Source organism: Colwellia sp. 1_MG-2023, assembly GCF_030546755.1.
In the GTDB taxonomy this organism is placed as follows: Bacteria; Pseudomonadota; Gammaproteobacteria; order Enterobacterales; family Alteromonadaceae; genus Thalassotalea_H.
The window spans coordinates 30,093-50,922 of record NZ_JAUOPE010000011.1; the positions used below are offsets into that span (position 1 = coordinate 30,093).

The window sequence follows — 20,830 nt, forward strand, 5'->3', positions numbered from 1 at the left end:
TTTAGCCTACTCAATCATTGCTTTAATTTGTCCATGTTTCACGTGAAACATGTTGTAATTATTATCGTCTGGAATTAAAGGTTCCAGTGCGACCCTATCAATTGCCGATATTATTGTTTGACAATTAAGTTGCTGATTTGCACGAAACATAGCTTGTCTAGAACTATGATCTAATTCAGCTCCAATATCATCAATTAGTAAAATTGGCTTTATTCGTTTAACTTGTTCAATCAATTTTGATTGTGCAAAAGTTAACGCGAGTAAAAACAACTTTTGTTGTCCTCTTGATAAACGATGCTCAATAGAAGCGTTATCAATAAGGAAGCGGATATCAAATTTTTGTGCCCCATATAAAGAATAACCTTTCTCTAATTCTCTATATCTGTTTTCGTCTAAGATGGTTTTAAGTTCTTTTTTACTATTCCATCCCTGTAAGTATTGAATTGAAATTACGTCACTACAACTGGGTAACATAATCTTAAGCCATATTTTCAATTCTACTTTTAACTGCTCAATATATGAGTTTCTTAAACGAGCTATATTTTCAGATAAACGACTAAACTCTTCTGTCCAATAATCTAAAAGCTCTAATCCCTGTTTTGTTCTTAAACAAGCATTTCTTTGTTTATATGTTCGCTGAAATAATTTCCACTCATTTGAAAAAGAATGTTCCACGTGGAACAATCCTAAATCAACAAATTTTCTTCTTTCTTTTGGCCCACCAAAAAACAACTTAAAACTTTCTGGTGTTACTATCTGAACAGCAATATTTTTAGCTAAATCAGAAAGCTTTGATGAAAGAACCCCATTGATTTTAATCTTGCTTTCACCTAGTGAATTTCTTTGAATACCTAGTTGAGTATTATCATCTGATTTGACACTGATAATAAAAAAATCAAAATCATTTTGAATTAAACTTTCAACCCTACTGGTTCTAAAAGATTTACCGTGACCTAAATAAAATAAAGATTCTAATAAGCTACTTTTACCACTGCCATTATCACCAATCAAAAAATTTAAATCTGAATGAAGTGATAGTTTATCTGACGCTAAGTTTCTAAAATTAACAACCTGTAATTCTTTTACTGACATTTATAAACGCATTGGCATAACAACATAAATTGCTTCGCCAGAATTTTCACCTTCAATGACTACACTACTGTTTGCGTCAGCAAGAGTAAACTTAACAACAGGATCTTTAATCGCATTCAAAACATCAAGCACATAGTTTACGTTAAACCCAATTTCAACTTCATCATAAGGAAATTCAATTTCTAACACTTCTTCAGCTTGTTCTTGCTCTGGATTATTAGCGGTGATCTTTAGCTCTGAATTTGCAAAGTTAAGTCTAACCCCTTTAAACTTTTCATTAGATAAAATTGAAGCTCTTGATAAAACTTGCTTAAGCTGATCTTTATCGGTATTTAATATTTTATCGCCATTTCTTGGTAAGACACGTCGATAATCTGGAAAACGACCATCTACCAACTTACTGGTAAAAGAAAACTCTTGATCGATAATTCGAATATGATTCGATCCTAAAAATACTTGAACATCTTCTTCAACAGGATCAAGTAAACGGATAATTTCTAAAATCCCTTTGCGAGGAACAATAACTTGCCTATTAGGCAATTCAAGAGATTCATTCGCTAATTTACAAATCGCTAGTCGGTGGCCATCTGTTGCAACAGAACGGATTTCTTTTCCTTCCGTTTCAATAGACATACCATTCAAATAATACCTAACATCTTGATTTGCCATAGAAAAATGGGTACTTTCAATAAGTCTTAACAATTCAGACTTACACAATTTAAATTCTACATCACCCTTCCATTGTTCAATATTTGGAAAATCAGTTGCCGGTAAGGTAGAGAGTGAATATTTACTTCTACCTGAAGAAATAGTCACAGAATCATTTTCTGATTCAAAATTAATTAACGAACCATCAGGGAGGCTTTTACAAATATCAAGTAATTTTCTAGCAGGGATAGTTAACTTACCATCTTCACCTTGATTATCAATAACCGCATAAGAGACCATTTCAAGCTCTAAATCTGTTGCAGTTAAAGTAAGTGACTGTTCACTTACATCAAGCAATATATTACCTAATATAGGTAATGTGCTTTTTCTTTCTACCGCTCCAGAAACGAGTAATAGAGGCTTTAATAATAATTCTCTGTTTAATGAAAACTTCATTTGTTACCTACTGTTCTTAACCTTATTATTAGGATGAAAGAGTTCTAGTCAAGTTAGAATAATCTTCTTTTATATCGTGTGATTCTTCACGTAAATCTTTTACTTTACGGCATGCATGCAACACTGTTGTATGATCTTTACCGCCAAACGCGTCCCCTATTTCAGGTAAACTATGGTTTGTTAACTCTTTAGATAATGCCATTGCTATTTGTCTAGGTCTAGCAACAGATCTATTTCTTCTTTTTGAAAGTAAATCAGCCACTTTAATCTTATAATATTCAGCAACAGTTTTTTGTATATTGTCGATAGTAACTAACTTATCCTGTAAGGCAAGTAAATCTCTTAACGCTTCTTTAACAAAATCAATATTAATCGCTCGACCGGTGAAGTTTGCATTAGCAATAACACGGTTAAGTGCGCCTTCTAATTCTCGCACATTTGAGCGTAAGCGTTTAGCAATAAAAAAAGCAACTTCATCTGCTAGATTAATATGACTTTCTTGTGCTTTGCGCTTGAGAATAGCCACACGTGTTTCAAGCTCTGGAGGTTCAATAGCAATCGTTAAGCCCCAGCCAAATCGAGATTTAAGCCTATCTTCAACATCAACTTCTTTAGGGTATCGATCACTCGTTAGAATAATTTGTTGATTGCCTTCAAGTAGCGCATTAAAAGTATGGAAAAACTCTTCTTGTGTTCTATCTTTACCAGCAAAAAATTGAATATCATCTATTAATAGCGCATCAACACTTCGATAATATTGTTTAAATTTTTCCATGGCATTGTTTTGTAACGCCCTAACCATATCTTGCACAAATCGTTCAGAGTGCATATAAGCTATTTTTGCATTGGGTTTATTTAATAAAATACCATTACCAACTGCGTGCAATAAATGGGTTTTACCTAAACCTGTACCACCATAAATAAATAAAGGATTATAAGCGGAACCAGGGTTATCAGCTACTTGAGAAGCAGCAGCTCGTGCTAATTGATTAGATTTACCTTCGACAAAATTGTCAAAAGTATAATTAACTCTAACATTAGTTTTTTTAGGAATATTAGGCTCGGGATCTATATTTTGCTGAGGTCTACTCTCCTTCATTGAAGGAGCAAAATGACTATCAGAATGAGCAGGAGCAACTGCTGCTTTAGGAATACTACCAACATCGAAGCGCAATAAAGGTGGGTTGCCATTTTCTTCAAACGAAACAAGTTCATTGATCCGTGCAACATACTTATCACGTACCCAATCTAGAACAAACCGATTAGGTGCATATAAAGTCATGATATTATTATCAATAACGCATTGAAGTGGGCGGATCCACATACTAAATTGTTGAGCAGGAAGTTCTTCTTGCAAAATAGAAAGGCAACGTTGCCACAAAGAATGATCCAAGAAAAGCTCCTAGCTAATATAACGCCAACAATTTGAAAAAATGGGTAGGCTTTATTAATGTTATTTTTATTTGATATGGCATTATCTCCTTAGTTATCCACAACTTCAACATATGTCTGAAAAATAAATTAACCAACAAGCCCTAAAAACAATTAACATATTGATAAATTTATAAATAAATGACTTATAATTTATTTACTCAAAAATATAATAGATAGATTAAATTACTATTTAGAACGGTGAAAAGCACAAATAATCAACAACATGATCTGATTTTGTTATCAAACTGTGGATATTAATCAGATCCACTAAAGATCATCAAAGGATCTTTTCTTATTATATTGATATTAGTCGTTGACAATTATTCCTATTATGTATAGAATTCTGCCTCTTTTTTAGACCCAGTGTGCTCAAAACGGCGGTTATGCCAGGGCAACAACAACCGACGGATAGCGTAATGAAAAGAACATTTCAACCTAGCGTATTAAAACGTAAGCGTAATCACGGATTCCGTGCTCGCATGGCAACTAAAAACGGCCGTGCTGTAATTGCACGTCGTCGTGCTAAAGGCCGTGCAAGTCTTAGCGCTTAAGCTTTTTGTTGAATCATCAATAAAAAGAAGGTAACCCAAAATGGTTACTTACGAATTTAATCGGGAGTCACGTTTGTTGACTCCCGGTCAATTCCAAACAGTATTTTCAAAACCTCTACGTTTTGGCTCTAATCATATTACTGTTCTCATAACACCCAATCCAGAAAAAACTAATCGTTTAGGTTTAGCTATTGCTAAAAAACGCGTTAAACTAGCCGTTCAAAGAAATAGAATTAAACGCCAAATACGAGAAAGTTTTCGCCTTAACCAACACAATTTACCAGGTATAGATATGGTAATTATGGTTAAATCGGGTACTGACAAGTTAGATAATCAAGAAATTAGACGACAATTAGAAAAAATATGGCGAAAAATAATTCAACGCCACAAGTAATTGCAATATCTATCGTCAAAGCCTATCAACGTTGGCTTAGTCCACTACTTGGCAACAATTGTCGCTTCAATCCAACCTGTTCTTTTTATGCTATTGAAGCAATTAATCGCTTTGGTGTGTTAAAAGGTAGTTGGTTAGCAAGCAAACGTATACTAAAATGCCATCCATTAAATGCGGGTGGAGAAGATCCCGTACCACCACTAAAAAAAGAGAAATAACATATTATGGAATCTCAACGCAGTTTTCTGTTCATTGCGCTTATGGTAGTAACTTTTTTACTCTACCAACAATGGCAGTTAGATAACGCCCCTGTGCGACAACCGGTAGCAACTAATCAAGTTGATTCATCGGTTCCAAATACATCATCAAACTCTACAAATGATGAATTTGTTCCAGCATCAAGTACAGCAACCTCACCAATAGCTAAACCAACAATATCTAGCGCTGCTTTAGTTGAAGTGACAACAGATGTTTTAAAAATAAAAATTAATACGCAAGGTGGTGACATTGTTGAAGCAACCTTACTTGATTATGAAACAGAACAAGGTAGTGGTGTACCGTTTACCATGTTGCAAAATGGTACCTTTAAATATATCGCGCAAAGTGGATTAACTGGCGCTCAAGGTATTGATAGAGTAGTAAAAGGCCGCCCAATTTATCAGGTAGCAAATAAGCAATATCAATTAACAGGCGAAGAACCGCTAGTTATCGATTTATCATACGTTGCTGACAATGGTTTATCTGTAATCAAACGTTTTACTTTTGAAAAATCAAACTACAAAGTTAACGTAGATTACATTATTGATAATAATTCTAGTGCTGCTGCTAGTGTTGAATTATATGCACAGTTAAAACAATCTTCATTAGTTGATACTTCAAGTGCCTTAATTCCAACCTACCGTGGTGCTGCTTATTCAACAAAAGAAGATCGATACGAAAAGTATGACTTTGAAGATATTGCCGACGCAAACTTAAACGTGACAACACAAGGTGGTTGGGTTGCCATGTTACAACATTATTTCGTTTCTTCATGGATCCCTAATCAAACAGAAGCAAATTTGTTGTATACCAGCTTTACGAGTAATCAAGATGCCGTTATTGGTTTTAAATCACCAGCTATTATTATTGAACCTCAACAACAAGCGACGACTTCAGCAAGCTTTTATGTAGGACCAAAAGATCAAGATGCACTAGAAAAAATTGCAGATGGATTAGACTTAACCGTCGATTTCGGTTTCTTATTTATGATCAGTTCACCATTGCACTGGTTATTACTTCAAATACAAGCGCTAGTAGTAAACTGGGGTATCGCAATCATCATAATCACCATTATTGTAAAAGGCGTAATGTACCCGCTAACAAAAGCGCAATACACGTCAATGGCGAGAATGCGTGAATTAGCACCAAAAATGGCTCAGTTAAAAGAACGATTTGGTGATGATCGTCAAAAAATGTCTCAAGCCACCATGGAAATGTACCGTAAAGAAAAAGTTAATCCAGCTGGCGGTTGTTTACCATTATTAATTCAAATGCCAATTTTCTTAGCTCTTTACTGGGTATTTTTAGAAAGTGTTGAATTAAGACATGCGACATTTGGCTTATGGTTACAAGATTTATCTTCTAAAGACCCGTATTACATTTTACCGGTATTAATGGGTGTTAGTATGTTCATTATGCAGAAAATGCAGCCAATGACCGTACAAGACCCTATGCAACAGAAAATAATGCAGTACATGCCAGTTATGTTTACTATCTTTTTCTTCTGGTTCCCATCAGGTCTAGTATTATATTGGTTAGTCAGTAATGTTATTTCTATTATTCAAATGAAAATTATTTTTTCAGGATTAGAAAAAAAGAAAAATAGCTAACTTACCAAAAATTAAAATCCTAAAAAGCGGCTTATTAGTCGCTTTTTTATTATCTTAAAATGACGAATTTCCAGCATATCCAATCATTAACTAACCGTTTATAATAAAGCTAATTTAATGATGAATACCAAAACCGAGTTAATCTGCCATGTTACAAGCCTATAAAGAAACAATAGCTGCACAAGCAACCGCACCAGGAAGAGGCGGCGTTGGCATCATAAGAGTATCAGGTCCTGAAGTAAAAAATGTCGCCCAAGCTATTTTAGGCAAAGTCCCCGAATTAAGAAAAGCAGAATACTTACCTTTTCATGCGTTGGACAAACAAGTACTTGACCAAGGTATTGCCCTTTACTTTAAAGGACCAAACTCTTTTACCGGTGAAGATGTGCTTGAGTTACAAGGCCACGGTGGCCCTATTATTTTAGATATGCTGTTAAAAGAAATATTAAGCCTAGATAAAATAAGAATGGCAAAACCAGGTGAATTTAGTGAACAGGCTTTTATCAATGACAAGCTTGATTTAACTCAAGCAGAAGCCATTGCTGATTTAATTAATTCAAGTTCAGAGCAAGCGGCTCGCTGCGCTTTACACTCGTTGCAAGGTGACTTTTCAAAATTAGTTAATCAAATGGTTGAGTCGACCATTCACTTAAGAATGTATGTTGAAGCGGCGATTGATTTTCCCGAAGAAGAAATTGATTTTCTTGCCGATGAAAAGATTGTGAATGATCTCAAAGCCATTATTAAACAAGTAGAAGATGTTCAACAACAAGCACAACAAGGCAGCATCATTCGCGAAGGCATGCGGGTGGTCATTGCAGGTCGCCCTAACGCTGGTAAGTCAAGCTTGCTTAATGCCTTAAGTGGAAGAGAAAGTGCCATAGTCACAGATATTGAAGGTACTACAAGAGATGTCCTTTCAGAGCAAATTCATATTGATGGCATGCCATTACATATCATTGATACCGCAGGACTTCGTGACAGCGCTGATAAAGTAGAACAAATAGGCATAGAACGCGCTTGGCAAGAAATCAAACAAGCAGATCGAGTATTGCTAATGGTTGATTCCACCAAAGAGGAATATCAAAACCCCAAAGATATTTGGCCTGATTTTTTTGCAAAATTACCCGAAAACATTGGCTTAAGTGTGATCAGAAATAAAGCCGATTTATCTGGCAAAACTACAGGTATAGAAGAAAATAATGCATTACCCACTATCACCTTATCCGCAAAAACAGGGCAAGGTACAAACGAATTAAAAGAACATTTAAAAGAAATCATGGGCTATCAAGGCAATACTGAAGGTGGTTTTATGGCTCGCCGACGCCATCTTTCAGCATTAAAAGAAGCGCATCATCATTTAATAATAGGTTTAGAACAGCTAGAAGCTTATGTCGCTGGTGAAATTCTCGCTGAAGAATTACGTTTATGCCAAGAAGCACTCAATAAAATTACTGGTGAATTTACCAATGACGACTTATTAGGAGAAATTTTCTCTTCATTTTGTATCGGTAAGTAATTAACTAGCGTACATACTTCTTCAACATCACCGGCAGAATAGTCATGTCGGTGATCAATGCCACAAACATCGCAATACTCGTTAATAAACCAAACAACATACTCGGTACAAAGTTGGAAAATACCAACATACCAAAACCAATAACAATAATCACAGTGGTGTACATTAATGCATACCCTACCGATAAATTGGTTTGTTTGATGATATTCAACTTAGCGGATGTGTCTGCATTATTTATTTGGTTATTACTCGCATTCTCTTCTAAATAACGATGAACATAGTGGATAGTATCATCCATTGAAATTCCCATCGCGACGGTTGCTATGGTGATTGTCATTAAGTCTAACGGAATAGCAAACCATCCCATAATCCCCATGATAATCGCAGTTGTAATAATGTTAGGTACCAGTGAAATAACGGCTATTTTTAACGAAGAAAAAATCATCATTAAGATAATCGTCATTGCCGCATAAACCAGTAATAACGTTAATATTTGCGAATCAACAAGCTTAGTTAAAATATGCTGATATAAAATGAAAAGCCCCGTGAGTTGATAATCACTTTTTGCTAATCCTAAGTTGGCCAATTCTTGATGAATATCTTTTAATAAATCAGCGCGATTCAATGCTTGATGGCTATCTTGAATACGAGTGCTTATACGAAGCTCATTGTTCGAAGGTGAAAAATAACCACCAAATAAATCTCGTTGTATGTCTTTATCTAAGCTTTTATACAACACTGTTAGTTCATATTCGGTGAGAGGCTTACCATTGACCACTTGAGCAATGCGAGTAAAGTCAGCAACGGATGTAATATTACCAATCGCCTTTTGTTGGCTTAACATCGTTTGAATGGCGGTGATGGTTTGTACCGTTTCAGCCGATAAAATTAAATCTTTCTTTTGCTGCGCTTTAGGAATTTTATATAAGACATCGAAACTCGTTGAGCCACCAAATTCTTGATCAATAAAGGTTAACTCTCGTTTAACATCGGTAGAATCTGAAAAGTAATTTAAAAAACTATTTTCAGCCGTTAATTTAAAACACCCTACCCCAAAAGCTAAAGTAACAACGATAGTTAAAAGACTAATTTTAGTCGGCAGGCGATTTACCACGTTAGCCATGCTCGACATAAATTGTTCTATTATTGTATGTTTTGCGACGTGCTTTTGAATCGAAAATATACTCAATAATAAAGCTGGAAAAAATACCAAGCCGACAATAACACTCACCGACATGGCAATAACCATCATCCAACCAAAACTAATAACAGGCTGTACAGAGCTAAAAATTAGCGTAGCAAAACCAACGGTTGTTGTGATGGCAGCAAACAAGCAAGGTTTAAATTTACTTTTAAGGGTTGCTAATACTAAAGCAGTTTGAGTTGTAAAGCGGCCTGTTTCAACGAACTCTTGATACTGAATAATTAAATGAATGATCATCGCAAGCGACAAAATAATTTGCAAAGCAATTACATTGGCTGAGATAACCGTTACTTTTAAAGCAAAAACAGCAAGTAAACCTAGTGTAATTATCACGCTTACTGCGCAACAAAAGATCGGTAAAAACACCCAACTAAACTGTCTAAATAAATAGGTTAAAATAACAATAACCGCAATTAAGATAATACTTCCAAACAGCAATAAATCACTTTCAATAATATTAATTAATTCATAGGCTAATAAGTTATTGCCGCCAAGATAAAACTCCTTTTCTTCACCATATTTTTCAATGATATTTCTAATGAGGTTAATTTCTTTTATACGAGTGATATCAAGTGATTTAGTAATATTATCTTGTTTGATTTTTAAGTTAACGAGTTGATCTTTTTCTGATTGTGTTAAATCACGTTTAAGTAAATGTTGTTTTATGGCAAGACTTTCAGCTTGTAAATTAACGAGTGTTTTATCTTCTTGAAAAACCACTTGCAAAGCTAAAGCGGTTTGTTGTTTATTAACTAATAATCCTTCATACAAAGGATGATTTTTTAACGTTTTTTGTAAAAGTTCAGACGAGTATTTCTGAACTTGCCATGTCAGCGTATTAACATCACCAGAAAAATTAGTCGCATGAGCAAAAATAGGGACATTTGCTATGCTACGTACTTGTGCTACCCGCTCAATTGCCGCTAGTTCATTACCGAGTTTTGTTAATTTATCTAAATTTTCATGTGAAAATATATCAGCATTTTTCGGTTTAAAAGCAATTAAAATAAACTCTTGAGCGCCATAACGGTGATCACTTATTTGGCTAATAATATGATGACGATTGTTATCGACCAAAAGCGTATCAGCGGAGGCATCAATTTCAAAATGTGTCGCTTGCCAACCTAAAAACCCAGTTAAAATCACAAAGAAAAGACAAGTGATTTTTGAAAACAGACTGATTTGCTTATCTGAAAATGAAATGTTTCCCATCTAATTTTTTTCCATTTCATTCGTTTTAGTACTGATAATTACCGGTTTTTCACCAAACTCTTGATCTCTTTTACTGCTTTGGATATATAAATTTCGAATAAACTCATAACGATTATCAACTCCTTCAAGCATTTGAGGGTATTTCGCTAATAGGGGAATTTGGCGATGAATACCATTGATGATTAAAAGCTGAGAAGCCGCTTCGTCATCATTAATATGGTTAAGCGGATGGGCATAATGATCAAATGGCAAAGCGACTAACCCGCGAATATTTGACGGCCCGATAAAAGGTAAAACTAAATAAGCCCCGCGTCCAACGCCATAACTTTCAATGGTTTTCGCAAAACGAGTACGGTCTTGTTGAATATCGAACCAATCAGTCGCCGGATCAAACAATCCAAGTAAACCGATAGTAGAATTGATTAACAGTCGAGATAAATTTTTACCCGAACGTTTAAATTCACCTTGTAATAAATGATTTATTGCAGAAACAGGCTCTGCTAAATTATTAAAAAAATTACCAATACCTTGATCAATAAAGTCAGGCATAACTGCCTGATATCCGCGACTAATTGGCGTTAATAAATATTCATAAAACACATCATTAAAAGTAAAAATAGGTTCATTAATAAACCTAAGCGGATCGTCTATTACTTGATAGGTCACGACAGAAGGTAAATCTGCATTTTTCTGATAAGGCCCTAAATCAGATTGTTGCTGCGATTGATTAACCACTAAGCTATTATCGTTAATATCGTTAGGCGATGAAGAACAAGCGGTAAGTAAACCGATAAAAGATAAAACTACAAAGCCACGTCGATAGTTAAGAAATCGTGTAAAAAGTTTATCCCTGAAAATTTTTACCACTATGCTTTTCCTTCAACTCAATGTTAATAAAAAGATCAATAACTCCTAAGCACTATAACAAAATTTAACCGCGAAAGATCAACAGCCCCTATAGGAACAGAATTAAAACCTTTTAACTATGCCTAGCTAAAAATATAATGCGGCCATTCAATATAAAATTAATTAGGTGAGTTATGGCGTCATTACAAATAATTGTTGGCAGTATGTTAGGTGGAAGTGAATATGTTGCAGAAGCATGTGAAGAAATATTATCGTCTTTAAATCATCAAGCAGAAGTACATTTATCACCCGATTTTTCTCAAATCCCCATCGAAAATCAAACATGGCTAATTTGTACATCTACTCATGGCGCTGGTGAGTATCCAGATAATATTCAAGCCTTTGTTAATAACTTATCAGAATCAACTGACGATCTATCTAAGTTACGCTTCTTTACCATAGGTCTTGGTGATACAAGTTACGATACCTTTTGTTACGCCGCTAAAAACATTAATAATCTTTTAAAATCAAAAGGTTCTATAGAAATCATCCCTTTGAAAACATTTGATATGCTTGAGGATATAGATCCTGAAGAAGAAGCTAAACAGTGGATCATAGAAAATAACGATCGTATTTAATCAATATATCGAAAAGTTATTCACAGCATCACACTAAAAAACAACCAAATGTGGATAAAAATAAAATAAGCTATGAATTAACGGTTATTTTCCAGTTTGTAATAAATTAATAAATACTCATTGTGGATAACTAGATGTTTTGATCAAAGCTTATAAGCTAATTGATCAACGTTTGATCACAATAAATGATCCTACTTAGTCAATTGATCTTTATAAAGAAAAAGGACTTACCCACAGAAAATCCATTTACTAATAAGTAATAATAATAAGATCTTTAAATAGATCTTATATATTATTTAACGATCCACTGAAGATCATTTATTGAAAATGATCGTTTCACTTAACAATAAAAACAGTTAAAATACGTGCCCTTTTATTTTTAAATATTTTTCTAAGGTTTAATTTATGTGGTATCAAGAATCATACGATGTCATTGTTGTTGGTGGTGGACATGCAGGTACTGAAGCTGCATTAGCCTCAGCACGTATGGGCTGTAAGACTCTATTGCTTACTCATAATATTGATACTTTAGGGCAAATGTCGTGTAATCCAGCCATTGGTGGGATTGGCAAAGGACATTTGGTTAAAGAAATTGATGCGTTAGGTGGTTTAATGGCAACCGCTACGGATCATGCCGCTATTCAATTTAGAACACTAAACGCGAGTAAAGGGCCTGCTGTAAGAGCAACCAGAGCTCAAGCTGATAGAGTGTTATATCGTTCATTTGTAAGAAATTTTTTAGAAAACCAAGAAAATTTGACCATCTTTCAACAACCTTGTGATGATCTTATTTTAGAAAATGATCAAGTTGTCGGTGTTTCTACTCAGATGGGCTTAAAATTTAAAGCCCAATCTGTTGTGTTAACCGTTGGTACTTTCCTCGCAGGTCAAATACATATTGGTATGAATAACTATCAAGGTGGTAGAGCTGGCGATCCTGCAAGTGTTAATTTAGCGAATAAATTAAAAGATTTACCTTTTAGAATTGATCGATTAAAAACAGGTACACCACCGCGTTTAGATGCTAGAACCCTTGATTTTTCTCAAATGGAAGAACAACCAGGTGATGATCCAAGACCGGTCTTTTCATTTTTAGGATCGCGAAACGATCACCCAGAGCAAGTATCTTGTTTTATTACACATACCAATGAAAAAACTCACGATATTATTCGAGGTGGCTTAGATAGATCTCCTATGTACACCGGCGTAATTGAAGGGATTGGTCCTCGTTACTGTCCATCTATTGAAGATAAAATTCATCGTTTTTCTGAAAAAGATTCACATCAAATTTTTGTTGAACCTGAAGGTTTAACCACTCATGAGATTTATCCAAACGGTATTTCTACAAGCTTACCTTTTGATGTACAAATGAATTTAGTTCGTTCGATAAAAGGTTTTGAAAATGCTCATATCACTCGACCAGGTTACGCAATTGAGTATGACTTTTTTGATCCTCGTGATTTAAAACAAACCTTAGAAAGTAAATTAATCAAAAACTTATATTTTGCGGGCCAAATTAACGGTACCACTGGTTATGAAGAAGCTGGTGCGCAAGGTTTAATTGCTGCAACTAACGCGGCTGCCAGAGTGCAAGGTAAAGATGAATTAGTACTTGGTAGAGACCAAGCTTATATGGGTGTTTTAGTGGATGACTTAGCAACCTTGGGCACTAAAGAACCTTATCGTATGTTCACTTCTCGCGCTGAATATCGTTTATTATTACGTGAAGATAATGCCGATATTCGCTTAACTGAAATTGGTCACAAGCTTGGTTTAGTTGATGAAAATCGCTGGCGTCGTTTTAATGAAAAAATGGAAAATATTGAAGTTGAACGTCAGCGTTTAAAGTCAAAATGGATCCAAAAAGATCATCCGGCAGCAGAAAAAATAAATCCATTATTGAAAAATCCTATCAGTCGTGAAAATAATCTTGAAGATTTAATTCGTCGTCCTGAAGTTCGTTATGATGATCTTATGGAAATTGAAGGTATTGGGCCTGCGCTTGCAGATAAACAAGCGGCTGAGCAAGTAGAAATTCAAATTAAATATGCTGGTTATATTGAACGTCAATTGGATGATATTGCAAAGAAAAAACGTCATGAAGATACCTTAATTCCGCATGATTTTGATTATGCTCAAATATCAGGGTTGTCTAACGAAGTGGTTGCAAAGTTAACGGATGCAAAACCTGAGTCAATTGGAAAAGCATCACGAATTTCAGGAATAACCCCTGCAGCAATTTCACTTTTACTTGTGTATTTAAAAAAACATGGCCTTTTAAGAAAGTCAGCGTAAACTGTTGTTACTAATAGGTAAAATAATAAAAATATGTCGTTGATATCAGAATTAACATCCTTAATTAAAAAATCAAATATTAAGGTGAATGAAACGCAAGTATCCCAATTAATTCAATATGTTGAATTATTAGTAAAATGGAATAAAGCCTATAATTTAACTTCTGTTCGAGATCCTCATGAAATGTTAGTTAAACATATTATGGATAGCCTAGCGGTTGGTGAAGTTCTCGATGGTGAACATTTTATTGATGTAGGAACAGGACCTGGTTTACCTGGTATTCCCTTAGCTATTTTATTTCCAGAGCGTTCGTTTGTGTTATTAGATAGCTTAGGAAAGCGTATTACTTTTTTAAGACAAGTTGTTTTTCAGTTAAAACTTGCTAATGTTACCCCTTTACTTTCTCGTGTTGAAAAATATCAACCAGAAGTTCCTTTTGATGGTGTATTAAGTCGAGCTTTTGCCTCACTTGAAGATATGATTAATTGGTGTAAACATCTTATTGATCAAGATGGCCGTTTTTATGCGTTAAAAGGTCAATATCCAAAAGATGAATTAACTCAACTACCAAATGATGTATCATTAATAAAAAGTCATGAAATTACAGTGCCAAACCTTATCGGTGAAAGGCATGTAATAGAGCTTAAGAAAAACTAATAACAACAATTGTTCGAGGTTCTAGTGGGAAAAATTATTGCAGTTGCTAATCAAAAAGGTGGTGTTGGCAAAACCACAACAGCAGTAAATCTAGCAGCTTCTTTAGCAGCAACAAAACGTAAGGTCTTATTAATCGATCTTGACCCTCAAGGTAATGCAACTATGGGGAGTGGTATTGATAAATATGAAGTCCCTGCAACATGTTATGAATTATTAGTAGAACAGCTTCCTTTTGATCAAGTGGTTTGTAAGAACACGGAAGGTGTTTATGATTTAATTGCCGCCAATGCCGATGTTACGGCAGCAGAAATTAAATTAATGGAAGTTTTTGCCCGCGAACAACGATTAAAAAATGCCTTAGCACCGATTAAAAAAGATTATGAATATATTATTATCGACTGCCCTCCTTCATTAAATATGTTAACCGTTAATGCGATGACAGCAGCCGATTCTGTATTAGTGCCTATGCAATGTGAATATTATGCCTTAGAAGGTTTAACTGCATTAATGGACACTATTGCTCAACTTACTTCTGTCGTTAACGGCGAATTACATATCGAAGGTATTTTACGTACTATGTATGACCCGCGTAATCGACTGGCTAATGATGTTTCTGAGCAGTTGAAGCGTCATTTCGGTGATAAAGTTTATCGAACCGTTATCCCAAGAAATGTAAGATTAGCTGAAGCTCCAAGCTTTGGTGCACCTGTAATGTATTATGATAAATCGTCGACAGGCGCAAAAGCATATTTAGCATTAGCAGGCGAAATATTGCGTAAAGCAGACTAAAAAATTATCCTAAAATTAAAATAATTACACTGTAAATCAGCAAGGAATATTATGAGCCCTTCTAAACGTAGAGGTCTTGGTAGAGGTTTAGACGCATTATTAACGAATGCACCTAAAAAAGAAGAAAGCGCTGATCAAGCGTTATCGTCAAATGCTGAAGAGATCACTCCACCGCAAAGTGAATTACAAAAACTTCCCATTGAACAATTACAACCTGGTAAGTATCAACCACGTAAAGATATGTCGGCAGATGCGTTAGATGAATTATCTAATTCAATAAAATCTCAAGGTATTATTCAACCAATTGTTGTTCGCCCTATTGGTGAAAACAGTTATGAAATTATTGCCGGTGAACGTCGATGGCGAGCAGCCCAATTAGCTGAAATTGATCTTGTACCATGTTTAATTAAAGATGTACCAGATGAAGCTGCGGTTGCAATTGCATTAATTGAGAATATTCAGCGTGAAGATCTCAACGCTATGGAAGAAGCGATTGCCCTGCAACGCTTATTAACTGAATTTGAATTAACTCACCAAGAAGTCGCTGAAGCTGTAGGTAAATCTCGTACTACAGTCACTAACTTACTTCGTTTAAATAATTTAAATGATGAAGTTAAAACCTTGTTGGAGCATGGTGACATTGAAATGGGTCATGCGAGAGCGTTACTTGCATTGCAAAATGATGAACAAACCACTACAGCACGTGCCGTCGTCGCAAAAGAGTTAACCGTTCGAGAAACGGAAGCGTTCATTAAGAAAATTCAAGATCCTGCAAAAGTAAAAGAAGAAAAAGTGAAAGATCCAAACACTAAATCTTTAGAGCAAAATTTATCAGAAAAGCTCGGTTCACAAGTCACTATTTCTCATAATACTAAAGGTAAAGGTAAGCTTGTTATATCGTATACAAACTTAGATGAACTCGATGGTATTGTTGCTCGGTTTGGTTCTTTTTAATTATTCATAACATCAATAGTTAAAATTACATAATAATCGCACATAAAGAGGGCAACCACCGCCCTCTTTTGTTGCATTAGTGTTGTAATTAAGTATACTTGCGTCGGCTTTTTAAAGTAAAAGTTTTCACTTTAAAAAACTATAAATAATACGAAAAGCTTCGTTTGGAGAATCTTGTGAGTTCCACACAAAATAATGAACTTACCAAGGTTGGAAAACGTTTCGCCTTTAAACAAATTATCGCTATGTTGGTGGCTGTTATTGTTTTGGCTTTCGTGGTTTATTTTAAATGGGGAATTGAGTACGCAAAGTCAGCGTTAGCGGGCGGTGCAGTAACAATAATCCCGAATATATTTTTTGCTTTAAAAGCGTTTAGATATGCAGGAGCAAGATCGTCAGAAAAAGTGATGGAATCATTTTATAGTGGCGAAAAAATGAAAATAGTATTAACGGCCCTTTTGTTTGCGCTAGCCTTTAAATTTTTAGCGATACTGCCGGTACCATTTTTCACAAGTTTTTGTTTAGTAGTGGCAATGCCATTATTAACACCGTTTTTTATTAAACATTAGAATTTTTAAACTTTAATCATTAGGAACCTTAATATGTCTGCTGCTGAAGTTACCAGCCAAGAATATATTAAACATCATTTGCAAAATCTTACTGTTGGAGAAGGCTTTTGGGCACTCCACATAGATACGCTAGGATGGTCAATATTTTTAGGCTTGGTCTTTTTAACCATTTTCCGTTCTGTTGCCAAAAAAGCGGAAACTGGCGTACCAGGAAAATTGCAATGTGCTGTTGAAATGATCGTTGAATTCGTTGATGACAGTGTTAAAAGTACTTTCCATGGTCATAACCCTGTAATTGCTCCATTAGCATTAACCATATTTGTTTGGGTTTTACTAATGAACGCAATGGATTGGGTACCAGTTGATTTAATTCCACGTATTTTTGAGTTGTTCGGTGTTCATTATATGAAAGCTGTACCAACAACTGATCCAAATATGACTTTTGCTTTAGCCTTAGGTGTATTTGTACTAATTATTTACTATTCAATAAAAGTGAAAGGTATTGGTGGTTTCATTAAAGAATTGACCACTCAACCTTTTGGACATTGGTCTTTATACCCAGTGAACTTTATTCTTGAAATGGTTACTTTATTAGCTCGTCCATTGTCACTTGCGTTACGTTTATTCGGTAACTTATATGCGGGTGAGTTGATATTTTTACTGATTGCGACAATTGGTTTATTCCAGTTGCCAGTACACTTTTTATGGGCAGCGTTCCACTTGCTGGTTATCCCATTACAAGCGTTTATTTTCATGATGCTAACGATTCTATATTTGAGTCTAGCTCACGAAGAACACTAATTTTTAACTTTATAACTTTACTTAAATAATCGGAGATAAATATGTTATATATCGCTGTTGCTTTATTAATCGGTCTAGGTGCTCTTGGTACTGCGATTGGTTTTGGTTTACTTGGTGGCAAATTCTTAGAGTCTGCTGCACGTCAACCTGAATTAGCACCTCAACTTCAAGTGAAAATGTTCATCGTAGCGGGTCTTATCGATGCTATCGCGATGATCGGTGTTGCTATCGGCTTATACCTATTATTCGCAGTTGGTGCTTAATTTTAAGTTGTTTTTTAACCGCGAATTTGAATAGGAGATACATAAATGAATCTTAATATGACCTTAGTTGGTGAATTAATCGCATTTATCGTATTCGTAATTTTTTGTATGAAGTATGTATGGCCGCCAATTATTGGTGCCATCGAAGCTCGTCAAGCAACTATTGCTGACGGACTTGCTGCTTCAGACCGTGCTGCTAAAGATCTTGAGCTTGCTCAAGAGAAAGCTACTGCACAACTAAAAGAAGCCAAAGCGCAAGCTGCTGAAATTATTGAAGCTGCTAAAAAGCGTGAAACGCAATTAGTTGAAGAAGCTGCTGAAAAAGCACAAGCTGAGAAAGAAAAAATCTTAGCTGCTGGTCATGCAGAAATAGAGACTGAACGTAACCAAGCGAAAGAAGAATTACGCCAACAAGTGGCTGTTCTTGCGGTAGCTGGTGCTGAGAAAATTCTCGAGCGTTCAATTGATGCCGCTGCACATAGCGACATTTTAGATAAACTTGTAGCTGAACTTTAAGAGGGAATAGAGCTATGTCTGAATTGACAACCGTCGCTCGTCCCTATGCTAAAGCAGCGTTCGATTTTGCTGTAGAAGCAAAAGCAATAGATGCTTGGCATGAAATGCTAACATTTGCTGCTGAAGTTTCTAAAGATGCCACTATTACAGAATATATTTCTGGTGGTGCATCAGTTGAACAAGCCACAGATCTTTTCTTAAAAGTATGTGATGTTCAATTAGACAGTAACGGCCAAAACTTAATAAAAGTGATGGCTGAAAATCAACGTTTGTTGGTGCTACCACAGGTATTAACGCAATTTAGCGAATTAAAAGCTGAATTCGAAAAAGAAATATCTGTCGATGTTACCTCTGCTGTGAAACTAAAAGTAGCACAACAGAAAGTAATTAGCGCCGCGCTTGAAAAGCGTTTGGCAAGAAAAGTAAAGCTCAATTGTAGTGTTGATAAAAACGTAGTTTCTGGCTTAGTAATTAAAGCTGGTGACATGGTGATAGATGGTTCAGTTAGAGGTAAATTGAACCGCTTAGCAACAACAATACAATCTTAACGGGGAACAGAGCATGCAACTGAATTCCACTGAAATCGCTGAACTGATCAAGAATCGTATTGAACAGTTTGACGTAGTTAGTGAAGCTCGTAACGAAGGTACTATCGTTTCTGTAACAGATGGTATTATTCGTATCCATGGTCTTGCTGATGTAATGCAAGGCGAAATGATCGAACTTCCTGGCAACCGCTTCGCAATAGCGCTTAACCTTGACCGTGATTCGGTAGGTGCGGTAGTTATGGGTCCATATGCGGATCTAGCTGAAGGCGTAAAAGTTAAAGGTACTGGCCGTATTTTGGAAGTACCAGTAGGACGCGGTTTATTAGGCCGTGTAGTAAACACTTTAGGTGAACCAATTGACGGTAAAGGACCAATCGAAAACGATGGTTTTGCACCAGTTGAAGTTGTAGCACCAGGTGTTATCGATCGTAAATCAGTTGATGAGCCAGTACAAACTGGTATCAAATCAATTGATGCAATGATTCCAATCGGACGTGGTCAACGTGAACTTATCATTGGTGACCGTCAAATTGGTAAATCAGCGATCGCACTAGATGCAATTATTAACCAGAAAAACACTGGTATTAAGTGTGTATACGTAGCAATCGGTCAGAAAGCTTCTACTGTTGCGAACTTAGTTCGTTCATTAGAAGAGCACGGCGCGTTAGAAAATACTATCGTTGTTGTGGCATCTGCTTCTGAAGCTGCGGCTTTACAGTATTTATCAGCTTACTCTGGTTGTACTATGGGTGAATACTTCCGTGATCGCGGTGAAGATGCACTAATCGTATATGATGATTTGTCTAAGCAAGCTGTTGCTTACCGTCAAATTTCATTACTTTTACGTCGTCCGCCAGGTCGTGAAGCATACCCAGGTGACGTATTCTATCTTCACTCACGCTTACTAGAACGTGCTGCTCGTGTAAACGAAGCATACGTTGAACGTTTCACAAATGGTGAAGTTAAAGGCAAAACAGGTTCTTTAACAGCATTACCAATTATTGAAACACAAGCGGGTGATGTATCGGCGTTCGTACCAACTAACGTTATCTCAATTACCGATGGTCAGATCTTCTTAGAATCTAACCTATTTAACTCAGGTATTCGTCCTGCGGTTAACGCTGGTATTTCTGTATCACGTGTTGGTGGTGCTGCTCAAACTAAAATCATCAAGAAACTTGGTGGTGGTATTCGTTTAGCATTAGCACAATATGCCGAGCTAGCAGCCTTTGCTCAATTTGCATCTGATTTAGATGACGCGACTCGTGCTCAATTAGAGCATGGCCAACGTGTTACTGAATTAATGAAGCAAAAGCAATACAGCCCATTGTCAATTGCTGAAACAGCAGTATCATTATTTGCCGCAGAAAAAGGCTTTTTAAATGATGTTGAAATCAACAAAGTTGTTGATTTTGAAGAAGCATTACGTTCATACGTAAACAATGAGCACGCTGAGTTGATGGCTACTATCAACGAAAAAGGCGACTATAACAAAGATATCGAGTCTGGTTTAGCGAAAGCGATTGAAGCTTTCAAAGCAACTCAAACTTGGTAATTAGTTAACCTTTTCGCGGAG

The 20,830-nt window shown here is 35.7% G+C and carries 21 protein-coding genes; 16 read left to right on the forward strand and 5 right to left on the reverse strand.

Annotated elements, in window-relative coordinates:
• Positions 1 to 6 precede the first annotated feature (6 nt).
• From recF to dnaA, 3 genes are read right to left on the reverse strand one after another with little or no spacing between them, the layout of a single operon-like run.
• Positions 7 to 1,092, reverse strand: a complete 1,086-nt coding sequence (gene recF, locus Q4493_RS12960) for a DNA replication/repair protein RecF (RefSeq protein WP_303453333.1) — start codon at positions 1,090 to 1,092, stop codon at positions 7 to 9.
• On the reverse strand, positions 1,093 to 2,196 hold the full coding sequence (gene dnaN, locus Q4493_RS12965; protein WP_303453335.1) for a DNA polymerase III subunit beta: 1,104 nt from the start codon (positions 2,194 to 2,196) through the stop codon (positions 1,093 to 1,095).
• A 28-nt stretch (positions 2,197 to 2,224) separates the two neighbouring features.
• Positions 2,225 to 3,589 (reverse strand): chromosomal replication initiator protein DnaA, encoded by a 1,365-nt coding sequence (gene dnaA, locus Q4493_RS12970; protein WP_303453337.1) that lies wholly within the window; start codon positions 3,587 to 3,589, stop codon positions 2,225 to 2,227.
• Positions 3,590 to 4,046: 457 nt separating this feature from the next.
• Here dnaA and rpmH point away from each other — a divergent pair, with 457 nt between their 5' ends.
• From rpmH to mnmE, 5 genes are all read left to right on the forward strand, one after another.
• A complete protein-coding gene (rpmH, locus tag Q4493_RS12975) occupies positions 4,047 to 4,181 on the forward strand; it encodes a 50S ribosomal protein L34 (protein ID WP_033080930.1) in 135 nt (44 codons plus the stop codon).
• Between the two features lie 40 nt (positions 4,182 to 4,221).
• Positions 4,222 to 4,575 (forward strand): ribonuclease P protein component, encoded by a 354-nt coding sequence (gene rnpA, locus Q4493_RS12980; RefSeq protein ID WP_303453344.1) that lies wholly within the window; start codon positions 4,222 to 4,224, stop codon positions 4,573 to 4,575.
• Positions 4,545 to 4,793 carry a membrane protein insertion efficiency factor YidD gene (gene yidD / locus Q4493_RS12985; protein ID WP_303453346.1) on the forward strand — a complete coding sequence of 83 codons (249 nt, stop codon included), beginning with the start codon at positions 4,545 to 4,547 and terminating at the stop codon, positions 4,791 to 4,793. Before rnpA ends, yidD begins: the two co-directional genes overlap by 31 nt.
• Before the next feature lie 6 nt (positions 4,794 to 4,799).
• Entirely contained in the window at positions 4,800 to 6,443 is a 1,644-nt protein-coding gene (gene yidC, locus Q4493_RS12990) for a membrane protein insertase YidC (protein WP_303453348.1), read from the forward strand.
• Between the two features lie 148 nt (positions 6,444 to 6,591).
• Entirely contained in the window at positions 6,592 to 7,962 is a 1,371-nt protein-coding gene (mnmE, locus tag Q4493_RS12995; RefSeq protein WP_303453350.1) for a tRNA uridine-5-carboxymethylaminomethyl(34) synthesis GTPase MnmE, read from the forward strand.
• Positions 7,963 to 7,966: 4 nt separating this feature from the next.
• On the opposite strand, the gene Q4493_RS13000 is transcribed toward mnmE, so the two are convergent.
• Positions 7,967 to 10,378, reverse strand: coding sequence for an RND family transporter (locus Q4493_RS13000; RefSeq protein ID WP_303453352.1), 2,412 nt, complete (start codon positions 10,376 to 10,378; stop codon positions 7,967 to 7,969).
• Positions 10,379 to 11,245 (reverse strand): VacJ family lipoprotein, encoded by an 867-nt coding sequence (locus tag Q4493_RS13005; protein WP_303453354.1) that lies wholly within the window; start codon positions 11,243 to 11,245, stop codon positions 10,379 to 10,381.
• A gap of 173 nt (positions 11,246 to 11,418) precedes the next feature.
• Between Q4493_RS13005 and Q4493_RS13010 the strand changes: the two genes are divergently transcribed.
• The 11 genes from Q4493_RS13010 to atpA all read left to right on the forward strand — a co-directional run bounded on the left by Q4493_RS13010 (position 11,419) and on the right by atpA (position 20,809).
• Positions 11,419 to 11,862, forward strand: coding sequence for a flavodoxin domain-containing protein (locus Q4493_RS13010; protein WP_303453356.1), 444 nt, complete (start codon positions 11,419 to 11,421; stop codon positions 11,860 to 11,862).
• 405 nt (positions 11,863 to 12,267) lie between these two features.
• Entirely contained in the window at positions 12,268 to 14,157 is a 1,890-nt protein-coding gene (gene mnmG / locus Q4493_RS13015) for a tRNA uridine-5-carboxymethylaminomethyl(34) synthesis enzyme MnmG (RefSeq protein WP_303453358.1), read from the forward strand.
• Between the two features lie 33 nt (positions 14,158 to 14,190).
• Positions 14,191 to 14,814, forward strand: a complete 624-nt coding sequence (gene rsmG, locus Q4493_RS13020) for a 16S rRNA (guanine(527)-N(7))-methyltransferase RsmG (protein WP_303453360.1) — start codon at positions 14,191 to 14,193, stop codon at positions 14,812 to 14,814.
• 24 nt (positions 14,815 to 14,838) lie between these two features.
• Positions 14,839 to 15,603, forward strand: a complete 765-nt coding sequence (locus Q4493_RS13025; RefSeq protein ID WP_303453362.1) for a ParA family protein — start codon at positions 14,839 to 14,841, stop codon at positions 15,601 to 15,603.
• A 51-nt stretch (positions 15,604 to 15,654) separates the two neighbouring features.
• A complete protein-coding gene (locus Q4493_RS13030) occupies positions 15,655 to 16,557 on the forward strand; it encodes a ParB/RepB/Spo0J family partition protein (protein WP_303453364.1) in 903 nt (300 codons plus the stop codon).
• Between the two features lie 176 nt (positions 16,558 to 16,733).
• Positions 16,734 to 17,126 (forward strand): ATP synthase subunit I, encoded by a 393-nt coding sequence (locus Q4493_RS13035; protein ID WP_303453366.1) that lies wholly within the window; start codon positions 16,734 to 16,736, stop codon positions 17,124 to 17,126.
• Between the two features lie 33 nt (positions 17,127 to 17,159).
• Complete coding sequence (gene atpB / locus Q4493_RS13040) at positions 17,160 to 17,927, forward strand: F0F1 ATP synthase subunit A (RefSeq protein ID WP_303453368.1); 768 nt, start codon at positions 17,160 to 17,162, stop codon at positions 17,925 to 17,927.
• A gap of 41 nt (positions 17,928 to 17,968) precedes the next feature.
• Positions 17,969 to 18,190, forward strand: a complete 222-nt coding sequence (gene atpE / locus Q4493_RS13045) for a F0F1 ATP synthase subunit C (RefSeq protein WP_076417406.1) — start codon at positions 17,969 to 17,971, stop codon at positions 18,188 to 18,190.
• A gap of 45 nt (positions 18,191 to 18,235) precedes the next feature.
• Complete coding sequence (gene atpF / locus Q4493_RS13050) at positions 18,236 to 18,706, forward strand: F0F1 ATP synthase subunit B (protein WP_303453371.1); 471 nt, start codon at positions 18,236 to 18,238, stop codon at positions 18,704 to 18,706.
• Positions 18,707 to 18,720: 14 nt separating this feature from the next.
• Positions 18,721 to 19,254, forward strand: coding sequence for a F0F1 ATP synthase subunit delta (gene atpH / locus Q4493_RS13055; protein WP_303453373.1), 534 nt, complete (start codon positions 18,721 to 18,723; stop codon positions 19,252 to 19,254).
• A 13-nt stretch (positions 19,255 to 19,267) separates the two neighbouring features.
• Complete coding sequence (gene atpA, locus Q4493_RS13060) at positions 19,268 to 20,809, forward strand: F0F1 ATP synthase subunit alpha (protein ID WP_303453374.1); 1,542 nt, start codon at positions 19,268 to 19,270, stop codon at positions 20,807 to 20,809.
• Positions 20,810 to 20,830: the final 21 nt, after the last annotated feature.